The 18,058-nt window shown below is 64.4% G+C and carries 13 protein-coding genes and 1 tRNA gene; 10 read left to right on the plus strand and 4 right to left on the minus strand.

All coding sequences use genetic code 11. From position 1 onward, the window contains the following. Positions 1-465: 465 nt before the first annotated feature. Complete coding sequence (locus tag WS68_RS27800; RefSeq protein ID WP_156429568.1) at positions 466-825, plus strand: hypothetical protein; 360 nt, start codon at positions 466-468, stop codon at positions 823-825. Between the two features lie 498 nt (positions 826-1,323). After that, positions 1,324-1,701 carry a hypothetical protein gene (locus tag WS68_RS17980; RefSeq protein ID WP_059572086.1) on the plus strand — a complete coding sequence of 126 codons (378 nt, stop codon included), beginning with the start codon at positions 1,324-1,326 and terminating at the stop codon, positions 1,699-1,701. A 286-nt stretch (positions 1,702-1,987) separates the two neighbouring features. Here WS68_RS17980 and WS68_RS17985 read toward each other — a convergent pair. From WS68_RS17985 to argA, 3 genes are all read right to left on the minus strand, one after another. Continuing rightward, a tRNA-Val gene (locus WS68_RS17985) sits at positions 1,988-2,062 on the minus strand. A gap of 311 nt (positions 2,063-2,373) precedes the next feature. After that, on the minus strand, positions 2,374-2,649 hold the full coding sequence (locus tag WS68_RS17990; RefSeq protein ID WP_059572212.1) for an oxidative damage protection protein: 276 nt from the start codon (positions 2,647-2,649) through the stop codon (positions 2,374-2,376). A 46-nt stretch (positions 2,650-2,695) separates the two neighbouring features. Continuing rightward, positions 2,696-4,072 carry an amino-acid N-acetyltransferase gene (argA, locus tag WS68_RS17995; RefSeq protein ID WP_059572087.1) on the minus strand — a complete coding sequence of 459 codons (1,377 nt, stop codon included), beginning with the start codon at positions 4,070-4,072 and terminating at the stop codon, positions 2,696-2,698. 23 nt (positions 4,073-4,095) lie between these two features. On the opposite strand from argA, the gene hrpA reads away from it, so the two are divergent. From hrpA to WS68_RS18025, 5 genes are all read left to right on the plus strand, one after another. Then, positions 4,096-8,490: an ATP-dependent RNA helicase HrpA gene (gene hrpA / locus WS68_RS18000; RefSeq protein WP_059572088.1), complete on the plus strand. Its 4,395-nt coding sequence runs from the start codon at positions 4,096-4,098 to the stop codon at positions 8,488-8,490. A gap of 352 nt (positions 8,491-8,842) precedes the next feature. Next, entirely contained in the window at positions 8,843-9,835 is a 993-nt protein-coding gene (locus tag WS68_RS18010; RefSeq protein ID WP_059572090.1) for a YVTN family beta-propeller repeat protein, read from the plus strand. A gap of 19 nt (positions 9,836-9,854) precedes the next feature. After that, complete coding sequence (locus tag WS68_RS18015; RefSeq protein WP_059572091.1) at positions 9,855-10,841, plus strand: sterol desaturase family protein; 987 nt, start codon at positions 9,855-9,857, stop codon at positions 10,839-10,841. A 178-nt stretch (positions 10,842-11,019) separates the two neighbouring features. Beyond that, positions 11,020-11,862, plus strand: a complete 843-nt coding sequence (locus WS68_RS18020; RefSeq protein ID WP_059572092.1) for an EI24 domain-containing protein — start codon at positions 11,020-11,022, stop codon at positions 11,860-11,862. Further along, complete coding sequence (locus WS68_RS18025; protein ID WP_059572093.1) at positions 11,859-12,671, plus strand: competence/damage-inducible protein A; 813 nt, start codon at positions 11,859-11,861, stop codon at positions 12,669-12,671. The genes WS68_RS18020 and WS68_RS18025 overlap by 4 nt, the downstream gene beginning before the upstream one ends. 93 nt (positions 12,672-12,764) lie before the next feature. On the opposite strand, the gene WS68_RS18030 is transcribed toward WS68_RS18025, so the two are convergent. Beyond that, on the minus strand, positions 12,765-13,229 hold the full coding sequence (locus WS68_RS18030) for a rhodanese-like domain-containing protein (RefSeq protein WP_059572094.1): 465 nt from the start codon (positions 13,227-13,229) through the stop codon (positions 12,765-12,767). Between the two features lie 420 nt (positions 13,230-13,649). On the opposite strand from WS68_RS18030, the gene glnA reads away from it, so the two are divergent. The 3 genes from glnA to ntrC all read left to right on the plus strand — a co-directional run bounded on the left by glnA (position 13,650) and on the right by ntrC (position 17,926). After that, positions 13,650-15,065: a type I glutamate--ammonia ligase gene (gene glnA / locus WS68_RS18035; protein ID WP_059516496.1), complete on the plus strand. Its 1,416-nt coding sequence runs from the start codon at positions 13,650-13,652 to the stop codon at positions 15,063-15,065. A gap of 163 nt (positions 15,066-15,228) precedes the next feature. After that, on the plus strand, positions 15,229-16,371 hold the full coding sequence (gene glnL, locus WS68_RS18040) for a nitrogen regulation protein NR(II) (protein ID WP_059572095.1): 1,143 nt from the start codon (positions 15,229-15,231) through the stop codon (positions 16,369-16,371). 37 nt (positions 16,372-16,408) lie between these two features. Continuing rightward, on the plus strand, positions 16,409-17,926 hold the full coding sequence (ntrC, locus tag WS68_RS18045) for a nitrogen regulation protein NR(I) (protein ID WP_059572096.1): 1,518 nt from the start codon (positions 16,409-16,411) through the stop codon (positions 17,924-17,926). Positions 17,927-18,058: the final 132 nt, after the last annotated feature.

An 18,058-nucleotide genomic window follows, 5' to 3' on the forward strand; every position in this document is an offset into this window, starting at 1 on the left:
TCGCCGCCGCTCGTCATCTCCAAGCCCGAAATCGACGAACTGGTCGAGAAGGCGAAGCGCGCGATCGATGCGACGGCAAGGCAGATGGGCATGGCGTGAACTTGCCGGATTCGCGCTCGTTTGCCGGTGCGCGATGCATAGACGGGCCGCGGATGTTCGACCGGTATCCCGAGACGATCAGATTCAGGCCGAACATCCGGAATAGGCGTATTGCCGATTCGATTGCTCGGGCGGCGCGACGCCGGTTTCGCGGGATTTAGATTAAATGGGTATTGATTCATAATTAACGTGAATGATGGGATTGAATTAATTTTTTATTTTTAAATAAAATTTCCGGTATGGGGAATTTCATGTTTTTATAGATGATCATCATCTAATTAAAATGTGATGCTGGAAAATTGGTGGAGCGTTGCCTACTATATATCGGGAGCAGTATTGAGCGATCCATGATGACGGCGGCGTGGCATGAAAAATTCAAACGAACGCAGATTTTCAATTGTATTCGCCTTTATCGTTTTTCTGGCGCCCGTGGCGAGTCTTGCGGGAGGCAAGCGCTGCCTGTCGTCCAATGCGCTCATCGAATTCAGGTGTGGTCGCGCGATCAATGGATTGGATGTTGTGGTTATTACCGGGCGCCGTGGCAACGCCATGTGCAATGTTGCGCTTGCCGTCGCGAACGCTACCCTTGGAATGGGTAACGGGGCGGTGATCGTCAAAGGCAACAAATGGATATGCGCTGACGCTCAGCCAAAGGGATGGCCGGTTCCGTACAGACAGTGCATTAACTGGAATGCGCCTAGTGAAATTGTGAGGATATATTCGTAACGTAGGCAATAAGCGAGACACTTGCATCCGGCATGCTTGCATTGGTGTGCCCGAATGGAATCGTTCCTGGGGGGGCTTGAGTATTCAAATCGGGCGACGACGCTTAGCTTGGCTTCGATATGAACAGCATGCATGCGGGCGCGACACCGTTCGCGCGAATTTGAACCGGCGAGGCTGGGTTGGCAGTAAAAGCGGCTCGATGATTTTCCATTGTCTATCGTCGATGGCCGGTTCGCATATTTTTTCTGATTGTTTTACCAAACGTTCGCGTCATGGCCAGCTATAACGGGAACATTGCTGATTATGGAGAATTGGCCCGGCACTCGGACATCGGGCTTTGCTGCCGGAGTTTGGTTGGGTGCGGCATGTTTGCGCTCTCATAGAGCCCTTTGCGCTAATTCGATCTCCTATCCGGCGCGCTACCCATCTAATAGCGATGCCGCCCGTCATCGGCGGCCATGTGATATCGATCAACCTGAAGACAGATAAAAGGTGTTCATGAATTCAATCGGTTCATCCAGCTTTTCCAATGACTATCAGATCCAATCGGATTGCAGCCTGTCTCCCGGCACTGCCGCGTCGTACAGTCAGGCGGCGCCGGGAACGGCATCGGATTTGACGGGGGCGTTGAAAGACTTAGTGGATAAGGCTCATTCAGACGCGCGGAGGGAGATTTATTTCGGCTTGCGCGAAAAGGCGGCTGACATGGTGCCGATCCTGCAAATCGAGACGCAGCGGGGAAGGTCGGGCCGAAGCGTTGCAATGGAGCGGGGTTTTTCAGCCGGTCTTGCGTCCGAATACATGAAGAGAGGCATGGCCTCGGTAAAGGGCCAGCGTTCCATCCAAAAGCATTACCAAAACTATTGGCAGCCGTGAACGCGGCGTGGCCGATGCGAATGTGATGCGCGGTGCGGACGTGGCACCACCGCAGATTAAAACTCAGGTTTGAGATTCGGCTGCATTCGGTTTGTTGACGAACTCCACATCTCTGGAAATGTGGAGTTCCGTTTTGCAGGCGGCGGAGAGTAGATGCCGGCACCGATAGGGCGGACCATGATCGATCTCTTTTCGGGCAGCCCGATGGAAAGAAAAAAGCCCCGCGTGTGCGGGGCTTTTCAATTCAGCTTGCGATGCGCGCTACAGCTGCGCTTCAGGAATTCTTTGGTGGGCGGTACTGGGATCGAACCAGTGACCCCTGCCGTGTGAAGGCAGTGCTCTACCGCTGAGCTAACCGCCCAAAGAGCCTTGAATTATGTCAGAGCTTTTGATGCTCGTAAAGCATTTTCTGCAAAAATTTTATGAGTTTGCGCGGTGGCGGTTCTCACAGGCCATTTCGTGGCCCAGCGCGATGATCGATCGGACTGCGATAGCGCCGCGCGGTGTCGTGCGTCGGCGGGACGGGCGCCGGCCAGCATTACGATCGCGCCGACGCGGTGTGCGTGCAAGCCGCGCACGCTTCGGTCCGACAAGACAAAACGGCGCGACCGACCATGCGCGGCGCCGCTTTTTTGCGCACCTGCCGCGCACCCGGCGGGCAGGCGCGCGGTGTCAATCTTGCGTCGGCGGCACATACCCCGACGCCTGATCCGCACCTTCGCCGAAGAAATACTTCTCGGTCTGCTTCATCAGATATTGGCGCGCACGCGGATCAGCCATGTTCAGGCGGTTTTCGTTGATGAGCATGGTCTGTTGCTTGAGCCAGCCTTGCCATGCCTCCTTCGACACGCTTTCGTAAAGACGCTTGCCGAGTTCGCCGGGCAGCGGTGGAAAATCGAGCCCCTCGGCTTCCTTGCCAAGCTTCGCGCAATGAATCATACGGGCCATCGTGTACATCTCCTGTCAATCGATATCGGGGGGAAGGGCATGCCGCTCAAAGCTGCTTCATCAGTACGAGCGATTTGCGTTGCCAGTTATAGAGTTTGCGGCGATCCTCGGGGAGATCGTCGACGGTTGCCTTGACGAAGCCGCGCTTGAGAAACCAGTGCTCGGTGCGCGTCGTCAGCACGAAGATGCGCGTCAAACCGCGCGCGCGGGCGCGCTGCTCGATGCGCTTCAGGAGCCGCTCGCCGTCGCCCGAGCCTTGCGCTTCCGGCGCGACGGTCAGGCACGCCATCTCGCCGATTTTCTCGCTCGGATACGGATAGAGCGCCGCGCAGCCGAACAGCACGCCGTCGTGCTCGATCACCGAGAAATGATCGATATCGCGCTCGATCTGGTGGCGGCCGCGCCGCACCAGCGTGCCGTCTGCCTCGAGCGGCTCGATCAGCGCGAGGATGCCGCCGACGTCGTCTGGTGTCGCCTCGCGCAGGCTTTCGAGATTCTCGTAGGAGATCATCGTGCCGACGCCGTCGTGCAGGAACAGCTCGAGCAGCACGCTGCCGTCGAGCGACTGCGGAATCAGGTGCGCACGCGCGACGCCGCCTCGGCATGCGCGGATCGCGTGCTTCAGGTAGAACGCGTCGTCGCCTTGCAGGTCGCCCGAATCGAGCAGCTCGGCGGCGGCGTCGAGCGACATTTCGCGCACGAGCTCGCCCGCGTCATCGACGATGCCGGGCGAATCGGTCAGGAAGATGATTTTGTCGGCGCGCAGCGCGATCGCGGCGGCCGATGCGACATCCTCCATCGACAAGTTGAATGCTTCGCCCGTCGGCGAGAAACCGAGCGGCGACAGCAGCACGAGCTTGCGGCTCGCGAGCGAGTGGCGAATCGATTCGGCGTCGATTTTGCGCACGACACCGGTATGCGCGAAATCGACGCCGTCGAGCACGCCCACCGGCCGCGCGGTGACGAAGTTGCCCGACACGACGCTGATGTGCGCGTGCGCCATTGGCGTGTTCGGCAAACCCTGGCTGATCGCCGCTTCAATATCGAGCCGCACTTCGCCTGCGGCTTCCTTCGCCGATTCGAGCGCGCGCGCGTCGGTGATCCGCAGCCCGTGCGAGAAAGACGATTCGACGCCGTGCAGGCTGAGCTGCTCCTCGACTTGCGGACGCGACCCATGCACGAGCACGATTTGAATGCCCATCGCCTGCAGTAGCGCGATGTCGGATACGAGCGCGCTCAGCAATCCGCGATGCACGACCTCGCCGCCGAAGCCGACGACAAACGTACTGTTCCGGAACTTATGGATGTACGGCGCGACCGAGCGCATCCAGTCGACGAACTGCGCGTGATGCGCGGCTTCGTCGGCGGAATATGGGGGCGCGGCGTCCGGCTGGGCGGCGGGAAGGTCGGATTGGGAATTCATGGCCGGGATTATAATGCGCCCCCATGTCGAATGTACCTAAAAGTCCCGTGCGAAATCGTGCCGACACGCCGCACGGGCCGCGGCCTGAAAACGATGCCCGCGCGCCGCATGCGCAACAGCAGGCGGCGCGCCCGGCGCAGGCCGGCGTATCGCGCGGCGAAGCTCCACCCGCTGCCGCCTCTCACGGCGGCGCACCGCAAGCAGGGGCGCGTAGCCACGGCGCATCGCACGCTGCGGCTCCCGGCCGTGGCGCGCCGCAAGCCGCCACGTCGCGCGATAGCGCATCGTCATCCGCCGCGCCGCCAGCCGGCGCGGCGCACGGCGAAGCGGCCGGCCGCGCGCCGCGCGCCCGCGCCGAGCGCAGGCCGGTTGCGCCGAATCCCGTTCCGCCGATCACGTTTGCCGAAAGCCTGCCCGTGTCGGGCAAGCGCGACGAGATTGCGCGCGCGATCGCCGCGCACCAGGTCGTGATCGTTTGCGGCGAAACCGGCTCGGGCAAGACCACGCAGCTTCCGAAGATCTGCCTGTCGCTCGGGCGTGGGCTGGGCGCGGGCGGCACGGGCCTGATCGGCCACACGCAGCCGCGGCGGCTCGCGGCGTCGTCCACCGGCCGGCGGATCGCCGACGAGCTTGGCACGCCGTTCGGCGAGGTGGTCGGCTACAAGGTGCGCTTCACCGACAACCTCGCGCCGGGCGCGTCGGTCAAGCTGATGACGGACGGCATCCTGCTCGCCGAGACGCAGACCGATCCGCTGCTCAAAGCGTATGACACGCTGATCATCGACGAGGCGCATGAGCGCAGCCTGAACATCGATTTCCTGCTCGGCTATCTGAAACAGATCCTGCCGAGGCGGCCGGATCTGAAGCTGATCGTCACGTCGGCGACGATCGACGCGGAGCGCTTCGCGCGCCATTTCGGCCGCGACGGCGCGAACGCGCCGGTGATCGAGGTGAGCGGGCGCCTGTATCCGGTCGAGATCCGCTACCGGCCGATCGCCGAGGACCGGCCGGCCGCGGCGCGGCACGCGCAAGGCGCGCCGGGCGCCTCGGCAGCCGGCGCGGCGAGCGCAACAGGCGCGGCCGGCGGCGGCCGCGACCGCGCGAAAAACGCGCGCGGTGCCGAGCGCGACCTGATGGACGGCATCGTCGACGCGGTCGACGAGCTGTGCCGCGAAGGCCCGGGCGACGTGCTCGTGTTCCTGCCTGGCGAGCGCGAGATCCGCGACGCGGCCGAGGCGCTGCGCAAGCACCATCCGCCGCACACTGAGATTCTGCCGCTTTTCGCGCGGCTGTCCGCGGCCGAGCAGGAGCGCGTGTTCAAGCCGTCGAACGCGCGCCGGATCGTGCTGGCGACGAACGTCGCCGAGACGTCGCTGACGGTGCCGGGGATTCGCTATGTCGTCGATGCGGGCCTCGCGCGCGTGAAGCGCTATTCGTACCGCAACAAGGTCGAGCAGTTGCAGGTCGAGGCGATCTCGCAGGCGGCCGCGAACCAGCGCGCGGGCCGCTGCGGCCGCGTCGCGGACGGCATCTGCATCCGTCTGTATGAAGAAAGCGATTATCAGGCGCGGCCGCGCTTCACCGATCCGGAGATCCTGCGCTCTTCGCTCGCGGCGGTGATTCTGCGGATGAAGTCGCTGCATCTGTCGGAGATCGAATCGTTTCCGTTTCTCGAGCCGCCGCCCGGCCGCGCGATTGCCGACGGCTATCAGCTGCTCAACGAGCTGGGCGCAGTCGACGACGACAACGCGCTGACGCCGCTCGGCCGCGAACTGGCGCGGCTGCCGCTTGATCCGCGCGTCGGCCGAATGATTCTCGCCGCGCGCGACCAGCACGCGCTGCGCGAGGTGCTTGTGATCGCGAGCGCGCTGTCGGTGCAGGATCCGCGCGACCGGCCGATCGACGCGCAGGAGCAGGCCGACCAGGCGCACCGGCGCTTTGCCGACGAGCGCTCCGAGTTCCTGCAGTGGCTGAAGATCTGGACGTGGTTCGACGACGCGCTCGCGCACAAGAAATCGAACCGTCAACTCGCCGACGCGTGCCGTGCGAATTTCTTGTCGCATCTGCGGCTGCGCGAGTGGCGCGACGTCCATTCGCAATTGCTTACCGTCGTGCGCGAGCACGGCTGGCGGCTGAACGAAGCCGACGCGACGTTCGAGCAGATCCACCTCGCGCTCCTGACGGGCCTGCTCGGCAATCTCGGCTTGAAAGCCGACGACGAGCCGCATTACCTCGGCGCGCGCGGGATCAAGTTTCATTTGTGGCCGGGCTCCGCGCTCGTGAAGAAGGCGGGGCGCTGGGTGATGGCGGCCGAGCTGGTCGAGACGAGCCGGTTGTACGCACGCTGCATCGCGAAAATCGAGCCCGAATGGATCGAGAAGGTCGGTGCGCATCTATTGAGAAAGTCGCTGTCGGAGCCGCATTGGGAGAAGCGGCCTGCGCAGGTGAGCGCGTTCGAGCGCGCGACGCTGTACGGGCTGCCGGTCTACCATCGGCGGCGTGTCGCGTTCGGCCGCCAGGACCCGGCGCGCGCGCGGGAGTTGTTCATTCGCGGCGCGCTCGTCGACGGCGAGTTCGACACGAAACTTGCGTTTTTCGCGCACAACCGCAAGCTGCTGGCCGACATCGAGCAACTCGAGCACAAGTCGCGCCGGCAGGACGTGCTCGTCGACGACGAGCTGATCTACGCGTTCTACGATCAGACGATTCCGGCAGGCATTCATACGGGCGCGGCGTTCGAGCGCTGGTATCGCGACGAGGTGAAAAAGAGCGGTCAGCTGGAAGACAAACTGCGCCTGTTATATCTGTCGCGCGATGATCTGATGCGCCACGAGGCGGCGGGCGTCACGACCGACCTGTTCCCTAAGAGGGCGACGATGGCGGGCGTCGAGATGACGCTTTCGTACCATTTCGAGCCCGGCGCGCCGCGCGACGGCGTGACGCTCGCGGTGCCGCTGTTCGCGCTGAACCAGATTGATGCGCGGCGCGTCGAGTGGCTCGTGCCGGGGATGTTGAAGGAGAAGGTGCAACTGCTGCTCAAGTCGCTGCCGCAGAAGCTGCGCCGGCACTGCGTGCCGCTGCCCGAATATGCGGCGGGCTTCGTCGAGCGGCACGGCGCGGCGCGTTTCGGCACGGCCGGTCCAGGCACGGCCGCTGCGCCCGTGGGCGGCCTCGTTGATGCGCTGATCGCCGATATCCGCGAGCAAACGCAGATCGCGGCCAAGACCTCCGATTTCAAGCTCGAGACGCTGCCCGCGCATCTGTTCATGAATTTCAAGGTGGTCGACGAGCACGGCCGACAACTCGCGATGGGCCGCAATCTCGCGCAGCTGCGCGCGGAACTCGGCGCGCAGGCGCAACAGCATTTTCAGAAGATCGCCGCGGCCTCGACGCTCGCGCCGGTCGGCGGCGCGCAAGGCCAGGCGGCGCCGGGCGCAACGGCAGCGGGCGGCGACGGCGCGGCGCACGGTACGGGCGCAGCAGGCAAGGGCGCGGCAGGCAGCGGTGCGCGCGGCGCGGTTGTGTCGTCGGGCGGTGCGGCCGGGGCCGACGCCGGCGCGACCGCGCTCTACGAAAACCTGACGACTTGGAATTTCGGCAAGCTGCCGGAATTGCTCGAAATCCGCCGGCGGGGCGAGACGCTGTTCGGCTATCCGGCGCTCGTCGACCGGGGCGCGCATTGCGATGTCGAGGTATTCGACTCCCCGGACGAGGCGGCGCGGATTCATCGCGCGGGGTTGCGGCGGCTGTTTGCGCTCCAATTGAAGGAGCCGATCAAATATCTGGAAAAAAACCTGCCCGGCCTGCGCGAAATGGCGATGCAGTTCATGGCGCTCGGCACGCAGGACGAACTGCGTGACCAGTTGATCGCGCTCGCGCTCGATCGTGCGTGCCTGCAGGAGCCGCTGCCGGACGATGACGCGAGCTTCCACGCGCGCCGCGACGAGGGCCGGGGCCGCTTGAGCCTGCTCGCGCAGGAGATCGCGCGGCTCGTCGGACAGATCCTCGCCGAGTACGCGGGGCTCGTGAAGAAACTCGCGCAGGCCAAGCCGTTCGCGGCGGCCTATGCGGACATGCAAGGGCAGCTCGCCGCGCTGGTCGGCAAGCGTTTTGCCGTCGATACGCCCTATGCGCAGCTCGCGCATTTTCCGCGCTATCTGAAGGGCATCGCGTTGCGGATCGACAAGCTGAAAGCCGATCCCGCGCGCGACGCGCGCCAGCTCGCCGAACTCGCGCCGCTCGCCCAGCATTACCAGCGCGCGCTTGCGCAGCGCGGCGGCGTCGCCGACGCGCGGCTCGCCGAGTTCCGCTGGCTACTCGAGGAACTGCGCATTTCGCTGTTCGCACAGGAATTGCGCACGCCGATGCCGGTGTCGGTCAAGCGCCTCCACAAGGTGTGGGAGTCGATGCAGCGCTAGCGCGCATCGCTTTGCGCTTTGCCGCATGGCATTCGCCGCCGCCCGGTTTCGCCCGGGCCGCGGGCGGGTTGGGCAGGCGGACAAGCTGGCACGCGGCCTTCCGAGGCGGCGGCGCGTGGCGGCAGAGCGCACCGGCGAGTTTTTCGCGATCATGAAGCCCATTGCCGCGCGAAGCCGCCGCCTCGGTATCCTCGCGCGAGCGGGCAACAGGCAGCAGGCAGCAGGCAGCAGGCAGCAGGCGGGGCGACTGCCGCCCACGGCTGCGTTCGCTGGACCCCGGAAGGGCGTGCAGGTCAACCGTCGGCCTGCCCAAACGTTCTACAATGACGGCTGTCCCACGACGTGAGTCTTCATGCGCACTTTCCTGTCCCTCGGGCGCGCCGCCGCGCTCGCCGCCGCCTTTCTGGCGCCCGCCGCCGCTTTCGCCAACAATGTCATCGTGCTGAATTCGGCCGAGGCGACGCTGTCGCTGATCGACCAGAACAGCCGTCAGGTCATCGGCACGATGCCGACCGGCAAGGAGCCGCACCACTTGATGGCGACGCCGGACAGCTCGTCGCTGATCGTCGCGAACTCGGTGTCGAACAGCCTGATGTTCCTCGATCCGAAGACGGGCAAGCTGCAACGCACCGTCGAGAATATCGACGATCCGTACCAGCTCGGCTTCTCTCCGGACCGTAAGTGGTTCGTCGCGGCGGGGTTGCGGCTCGATCGCGTCGATATTTACGGCTACGACGGGCTCGACCTGAAACTCGTCAAGCGCTTGCCGCTCGAGGTGATGCCGAGCCACCTCGCGTTCACGAAGGACAGCAAGACGGTGCTGGTGTCGCTGCAGGTGTCGGGCGAACTCGCGGCGATCGATCTGCCGACGCAGACCGTCAAATGGAAGATGAAGGTCGGCAAGGTGCCCGCGGGCATCTGGCTTACGCCCGGCGACAAATATGCGCTCGTCGGGATGACGGGCGCCGATTACGTTGCGGTGGTCGACTGGCGCAACCAGAAGGTCGTGAAAACGATTCCGACCGGTAAGGGCGCGCACAATTTCCGCTCGCTCGCCGACGGCACGCACGTCGCCGTCACGAACCGCGTCGCGAACACGATCAGCATCATCGACGAGAATACGCTGACCAACGTCGGCGATATCACCGGCTTGCTGCCGGGCCCGGACGACATGGAGCTTGCCGCCGACAAGAAGACGCTGTGGGTCACGTTCCGCTTTGCGAAAAAGGTCGGCATCATCGATCTGCCGACCCGCAAGCTCATCCAGACGATCTCGGTCGGCCGCTCGCCGCATGGGATCTATTTCTACGATCGCGCGCCGTGGACGGCGCCGAACGGCGCGTGACGCGTGGCGGGAGCTTGCGATGTTCCACATGATTGCCGCCGCGCTCGACGGTTTCGTGTCGAACCTGCAGACCTGGCTGTACATCGACGTCGTGCAGCCGCTGCTGTTCAAGTTCGATCTGATGGGCTACGACGAGGACACCTACGACGCGCTCTATTGGGTGATCGTCGGCGCGCTGGAGGTGGTCGCGATGTATGCGCTGCTGCGCCCGCTCGAGGCGCTGCGTCCCATCGAGCGCTGGAAGAACCGCAAGGAAGCGCGCGTCGATGTGATCTACACGCTGATCGCGAAGCTCGGCATCTTCAATCTGGGCTTCTTCTTCGCATTCCAGCCGTTGTTCGATCATTTCCAGGCATGGCTGCGCTTCTTTGGCATCGCCAATGTCAATCTCGATTACCTGTGGCCGGGCGTGACGTCCCAGCCGATCGTCGCGTTCGCGATCTATCTGATCGTGCTCGATTTCGCCGGTTATTGGTATCACCGCTGGCAGCACCGCTTCGGCATCTGGTGGGAACTGCACGCGGTGCATCACAGCCAGCGGCAGATGTCGCTGTGGTGCGACGATCGCAACCATCTGCTCGACGACGTGATCCAGGCGGGCTTTTTCGCGGCCATCGCGCTGGTGATCGGCGTGCCGCCGTCGCAGTTCGTTGTGCTGACGGCGGTAACGAATTTCGTGCAAAGCATCCAGCATACGAACGCGCGGCTGCCGTTCGGCCGGCTCGGCGAGCGGCTGCTCGTCAGCCCGATGTTCCATCGCCGCCATCATGCGGTCGGCTATGGGCACGAAGGCACGAAGTATGGCTGCAACTTCGGCGTGCTGTTTCCATGGTGGGACATGATGTTCGGTACCGCATCGTGGAGCCGCACGGTCGAGCCGACCGGCATTCGCGAGCAGTACGAGGGCGTGTCGTATGGCGACGGCTTCTGGTCGCAGCACGGGCTCGCGTTCGTGCGGATCGCGAAGCGGCTCGCGCCTAAGAAGCGGGGCGCGGCGTCGGCGTAGGTGGCGGGCGCGACGGCGGGCCGCTCGGTCTGCCGCCATGGCCTTCCGGCGGCTGTCCCGTTTGCCGCATGCGTGATTCAGCGTGCGCGATTCAGGCTTGCGCCGTTTTGCCGAGCGAAAGCCGCGTGGTTTATCCTTGGCTGCCTTTCCCTATTTCCCGCTCGATGATTCTTTCCGCATGAACGATCTGCTGCGCTCCTTCGGCCGGGCGCTCGCGGGTGCGCTGCACCCGCGCATGCTCTGGCTTACCTTCGTGCCCTTCATCGTGGCCGCCGTGGTCTGGGGCGCCGTGCTCTGGTTCACCTGGCAGCCGCTTGTCGACACCGCGCGCACGGCGCTCGACGGCTTCGCGTTGACGGCGCTGCTCTACAAATTCTTCAATGCGATCGGTGCGTCGCAGTTGCATGCGGTCGTCGCGCCGTTCGTCGTCGTGTCGCTCGCGATTCCGCTGATCGCGCTGACGGTGCTGCTGCTGATCGCGACGCTATCGATGCCCGCCGTGGTCAATCACCTGTCGAAGCGCTCGTTTGCGACACTCGAGATGAAGCGCGGCGGCACCTGGTTCGGCAGCGTATTCAATTCGCTCGGCGCGGCGCTGGCCAGCCTCGTCGTGCTGGTCGTCACGGTGCCGCTGTGGCTGATCCCGCCGTTTTTCGCGCTGCTGCCGCCCGTGATCTTCGGCTGGCTCACCTATCGCGTGATGAGCTATGATGCGCTCGCGTCGCACGCGAGCCGCGACGAGCGCCGCGCGCTGATGCGCACGTACCGCTGGCCACTGCTCGGCATCGGCATCGCATGCGGGCTGCTTGGCACGGTGCCGACGTTCGTCTGGGTGTCGTCGATCTGGATGATGGTGTTGTTTCCATTCGTCGCCGCCGCGATGATCTGGGTCTACTCGTTCATCCTGGTGTTCTCGGCGCTGTGGTTCGGCTTCTATTGCCTGCGCGCGCTGGAGGATCAGCGCGCGGCGCTCGCCAACACGGCGGCGGCGACTTCGAATGAATTGACGAGGCGCGCATGACAATCGGCATCGTTATCATCGGCGACGAAATCCTGTCGGGACGGCGTCAGGACAAGCACCTGGCCAAGGTGATCGAACTGCTTCGCGCGCGCGGGCTGACGCTCGGCTGGGCCGAGTATGTCGGCGATGATCCCGCGCGGATCACCGCGACGCTCGAGCGCACGTTCGCATCGGGCGACATCGTGTTCTCGACGGGTGGCATCGGCGCGACGCCTGACGACCATACGCGCCAATGCGCGGCCGCGGCGCTGCGCGTGCCGCTCGCGTTGCATCCGGATGCCAAGGCGCTGATTCAAGCGCGCATCCGCGAGATGCATGTCGATCCGGCCGCGAGCGTCGATTTCGAGTCGCCCGAGAATCTTCACCGGCTGAACATGGGTGTGTTTCCGCAAGGCGCGTCGATCATTCCGAACGGCTACAACAAGATTCCCGGCTTTTCGGTCGGCGACCATCATTTCGTGCCGGGCTTTCCGGTGATGGCATGGCCGATGATCGAGTGGGTGCTCGATACGAAGTACGCGCATCTGCACCACGCGACGCCCCACGCGGAGCGCTCGCTTTACGTGTTCGATCTGCCGGAATCAACGCTCACGCCGCTGATGGAGAAGATCGAGCGCGATTTTCCCGGCGTGCGGGTGTTCAGCCTGCCGAGTGTCGGTGATGCGGAGCGCGGCGGTATCTACGCGCGCCGGCATATCGATCTCGGCGTGAAGGGCGAGCCGGAGGCGGTGGCGGCTGCGTTTGTCAAGTTGCGCGAAGGGGTGCATCTGCTTGGCGGCGATATCGTAGAGCCCCACATCGAACCCTGAGGCGCTTGAATAGCGCGGCCCTGCCGGGCCGCTCGCCCGGTGCGCGTCATCGCCGTGTCATCGGCCGGCCGGACGATGATGGGCGGCGGCGCATCATGCGCCGATCCACGGTAGGCCGCGGTGGCACCAGCCGTCGACTGTCTTGCGATGCCCTTGCGAATCCTTTGCACCTTCAAATCCTTCGAGCAGATCGTAGGCCTTCGCGAAGCCGGCCTGCGCGGCGGCAATCGCGGCGAGCTTCGAGCGCGCGGCGCTGCGGCACAGGAAGAGCACGGGCTGGTCGGCGCGCACGATCGAGCGCAATTGGTCGATGAATTCCGGGTTGGGCACGCCGCCCGGATAGCGGGTCCACTCGATATGCGCATATTGGCCGTCGCCGACGAGCGGCCGGCCAACCCAGTCGAGTTCCGCGCGGGTGCGCACGTCGACGAGACGCGCGTTCGGATCGAGTTGCAGCAATTCGAACGATTCGGCGGGCGACAGCGCGCCCGCATAGGTCAGGCCGCCTTGCGTGCGGCGCGCGTCGGCCTGGGCGTAAAGCTGTTCTAGTGTGCTCATGACGGGAGGTCTCCTGCAGATCAAAAAATCATTCTAGCGTGCCGTGCAGTCGATGATGGAAGCGCGAATCGCAATCTGAATGGCTCGTCGGTCCGGTTTGAAAGCTCCCGAAAATCACCAATCCGGTGCAGAATTGCTCTTTCGCACATGAATGGTGATTTCAATTGGCCGGATTGGCGGGCGTGCACAATCAATGTGCGAAATCGGACGCATTGGTTTGCATCCAAGCCCCGAAAGAGCGCGCCGATGCCCAGGCCGCGCGCGGCGAGACGCAATCCGCGCCGCTCTGGCGCATGGGTGGCATGGAAGCTGCTTTATCGGGATGGATCGGTTGTACGCGGCAAAGAACGCTGCGCCCAAGCAGCTCGCTTAACGAGGCGGTCCCAGTCCGCCGGATTTGTTCAATCAGGAGAAGAGGTTATGAGTAAAACCGTCGCCGACGTCATGCAGCTCGTGAAGGACGAGGACGTCAAGTTCGTCGATTTCCGCTTCACGGACACGCGCGGCAAGGAACAACACGTTTCGGTGCCGGTGTCGGCTTTCGAGGAGGACAAGTTCGAAAGCGGCCACGCGTTCGACGGCTCGTCGATCGCCGGCTGGAAGGGCATCGAGGCGTCGGACATGTTGCTCGTTCCCGATCCGAACACGGCTTTCATCGATCCGTTCTATGAAGAGTCGACGCTCGTTCTGACCTGCGACGTCGTCGAGCCCGCCGACGGCAAGGGCTACGAGCGCGATCCGCGCTCGCTCGCCAAGCGCGCCGAAGCGTACCTGAAGAGCACGGGGCTGGGCGACACCGCGTTCTTCGGCCCGGAGCCGGAATTCTTCATTTTCGACTCGGTCCAGTGGAATACGGACATGTCGGGCTGCTTCGTCAAGATCGGCTCGGAAGAAGCGCCGTGGTCGTCGGGCAAGGAATTCGAAGGCGGTAACACCGGCCACCGTCCGGGCACCAAGGGCGGTTACTTCCCGGTCGCGCCCGTCGACACGTTTCAGGATATGCGCTCGGAAATGTGCCTGTTGCTCGAGCAGATCGGCATTCCGGTCGAAGTGCATCATCATGAGGTCGCGGGCCAGGGCCAAAACGAGATCGGTACGAAATTCGCGACGCTCGTGCAGCGTGCGGACTGGACCCAGCAACTGAAATACATCGTCCACAACGTCGCGCACACGTATGGCAAGACGGCGACGTTCATGCCGAAGCCCGTCGTCGGCGACAACGGCTCGGGCATGCACGTGCACCAGTCGATCTGGAAGGACGGCCAGAACCTGTTCGCGGGCAACGGCTACGCGGGCCTGTCCGAGTTCGCGCTGTTCTACATCGGCGGCATCATCAAGCACGCGCGCGCGCTGAATGCGATCACGAACCCGACGACCAATTCGTACAAGCGTCTCGTGCCGCACTTCGAGGCGCCGGTGAAGCTCGCGTACTCGGCGCGCAACCGCTCGGCATCGATTCGCATTCCGCACGTGTCCAATCCGAAGGGCCGCCGCATCGAAACGCGTTTCCCGGACCCGATGGCCAACCCGTACCTCGCGTTCTCGGCGCTGATGATGGCGGGCCTCGACGGCGTGCAGAACAAGATTCATCCGGGCGAAGCCGCCGACAAGAATCTGTACGATCTGCCGCCGGAAGAAGACGCGAAGATCCCGACCGTCTGCGCCGGTCTCGACCAGGCGCTCGACGCGCTCGACAAGGATCGCGAGTTCCTCACGCGCGGCGGCGTGTTCACGGACGGGATGATCGATGCGTACCTCGAACTGAAGGAAGGCGAGCTGCAGCGCTTCCGCATGACGACGCATCCGATCGAGTTCGAGATGTACTACTCGCTGTAAGCGGCGATGGCGCTTCGTTTCGTCGGCGGGCGAAGCGCCGCGGCGCCGACCGGCCTTCGCGCGGCAGGTGCGCGCGAAGGCTTCGGACCTTGGGGGACGGCGAGACGCCGTCCCCTTTTTGTTCCGCCCGTCATGGCGGTTTTTGACACGGCATCCACGCAAGATGGTTCTGAAGAATCTGATCAAGGCCAGGGCCGGCCACTCGGAGCGCCTGTCGGACGATGACCGGCTGGCGCGCTCCGGGCTATTGACCGGGCTCGAAGCGTTGCCCACGGTCGTGCTCGTGCTCGACCGGCGCACGCTCAAGATTGCATTTGCGAATCCGTCGGCGGAGGCGATGCTCGACATCTCACGGCGGCAACTGTCGCAGATGCCGTGGGGCGAGATTTTTCCGAACGCGAACGAGCTGGCGACGACGATCACCGCGATCGGCGAGGAGCGTTTCCACGCGACCCATCTCGACACCGTGCTCGACCGCCCGGGCCGCGAACCGTTGCATGTGCACGCGATCGTCGGCTTTCTCGAGGGGGCGCCGGACTACGTGCTCGTCGAGCTGTTCGAAAACGAGCGGCAGTCGCGCACGGATCGCGAGGAACGGATTCACGATCTCACGGCCGTCAACAAGCAGTTGATCCGCAATCTCGCGCACGAAATCAAAAATCCGCTCGGCGGCATTCGCGGCGCCGCGCAACTGCTCGAATTCGAGCTTGGCGAGCGCGAGCGCGGCGAGCTGCGCGAGTACACGCAGGTCATCATCAAGGAATCGGACCGGCTGCAGACGCTCGTCGACCGTCTGCTCGAGCCGCACCGTCATCCGCACATCGTCGGCGACGTGAACATCCATGAGGTGTGCGAGCGGGTGCGTGCGGTGATGCTCGCGGAGTTTCCGCGCGGGCTCACGATCGAGCGCGACTACGACGTCAGCGTGCCCGATCTGCGCGGCGACAAGGAGCAGTTGATCCAGGCGCTCCTGAACGTCGTGCGCAATGCGGCGCAGGCGCTGCGCGAGCGCATCGCGCAGGGCGACGCGAGGATCGAGTTGCGCACGCGCGTCGCACGCAAGGTCACGATCGCCAAGCGTCTGTACAAGCTTGCACTCGATTTGCGCGTGACCGATAACGGCCCGGGCATTCCCGACGACATCCGCGACCGGATCTTCTATCCGCTCGTGTCGGGGCGCGAGGAGGGCAGCGGGCTCGGACTCACGCTCGCGCAAACGTTCGTCCAGCAGCATGACGGGATGATCGAAGTGGACAGCCGGCCGGGCCGCACCGAATTTCAGATTTTGTTGCCGCTCGATTCGTGAGCGGCGGCGCAGTGATTCTCCATACCTCTGACCGACTATGAAGCCGATCTGGATAGTAGACGACGACCAATCGATCCGCTGGGTGCTCGAAAAAGCGCTCGCGCGCGAGAGTTTCGCGACGAGGAGCTTTGCGAACGTGCGCGACGCGCTTGCCGCGCTCGATCATGAAACGCCGCAAGTGCTCGTATCCGACATCCGGATGCCGGGCGGCTCGGGGCTCGAGCTGTTGCAGGCGATGCATGAGCGCCTGCCGGGGCTGCCCGTCATCATCATGACCGCGTTCTCGGATCTCGACAGTGCGGTTGCCGCGTTTCAAGGCGGCGCGTTCGAGTATCTGGCGAAACCGTTCGATGTCGACAAGGCGGTGGAGCTGATCCGCCGTGCAGTCGACGAGAGCCTGCGCGGCGGCGCGCCCGACGACGACCGGCTTGCCGACGCGCCCGAGATGCTCGGCCAGGCGAGTGCGATGCAGGACATGTTCCGTGCGATCGGCCGGCTGTCGCACTCGGTGGCGACGGTGCTGATCACGGGTGAATCGGGGACCGGCAAGGAACTCGTCGCACGTGCGCTGCATCGGCACAGCCCGCGCGCGAACGGCCCGTTCATCGCGCTCAACACGGCTGCGATTCCGAAGGATCTGCTCGAATCCGAGCTGTTCGGCCACGAGCGCGGTGCGTTCACGGGCGCGCAGACGACGCGTCAGGGGCGCTTCGAGCAGGCGGAGAACGGCACGCTCTTTCTCGACGAAATCGGCGACATGCCGTTCGATCTTCAGACCCGGCTGCTGCGCGTGTTGTCGGACGGGCAGTTCTATCGCGTCGGCGGTCATAGCCCGTTGCGCGCCAACGTGCGGGTCATCGCGGCGACTCACCAGAATCTCGAGGCGCGCGTGCGGCAGGGATTGTTTCGCGAGGATCTGTATCACCGGCTCAACGTGATCCGTTTGCGGTTGCCGGCGCTGCGCGAGCGCAGCGAGGACATCGCGCTTCTCACGCGCCACTTTCTGCAAAAGAGCGCGCGCGAGCTGGGTGTCGAGCCCAAGCGCGTATCGGATGAGGCGCTGGCCTATCTGAGCTCGCTGCCGTTTCCCGGTAACGTGCGGCAGCTTGAGAATCTCGCCAACTGGCTGACGGTGATGGCGCCCGCGCAGACGATCGAGATCAAGGATCTGCCGCCCGATCTCGTCGCAACGCAGGTCGCGGCGGCCGGCGCGGCCGCGCACGAAGCCGTCGCGGGCGGCGACGCGCGCGCGGGCGGCGGTAGTCCGGCTGTCGTGCCGCAGGCCGCCGGCGCGGGCATTGCCAATGCCGCGAACAACGCGCCGCCTGCCGCCGCCTATCCGTTATGGGAGCATGGGTTGCGTACCGAGGTCGCCCGCTTGTTACGCGAGAATTCTGCCGATGTGATGGACGCGCTTGCCCGCCGCTTCGAGGCCGCGGTGATTCGCGAGGCGCTTGATTTCACGCGCGGTCGCAAGGTCGAGGCGGCAGAGCGGCTGGGCATCGGCCGCAATACGATCACGCGCAAGATTCAGGAGTTGCATCTGGAGTCGTGATGCGGTTGACCTGTGCGCTGGCGCCGGTCGCGACGGCGGCGGGAGATGGCACGCGTCCGAACGGATGCGCGCGGCTTGCCCGCAGATCCAAGCGTGCTTCGAACGCTCGCGCATTCGGCCTGAAACGGGCCG

The organism is Burkholderia sp. TSV86 (genome assembly GCF_001522865.1).
Lineage (GTDB): Bacteria > Pseudomonadota > Gammaproteobacteria > Burkholderiales > Burkholderiaceae > Burkholderia.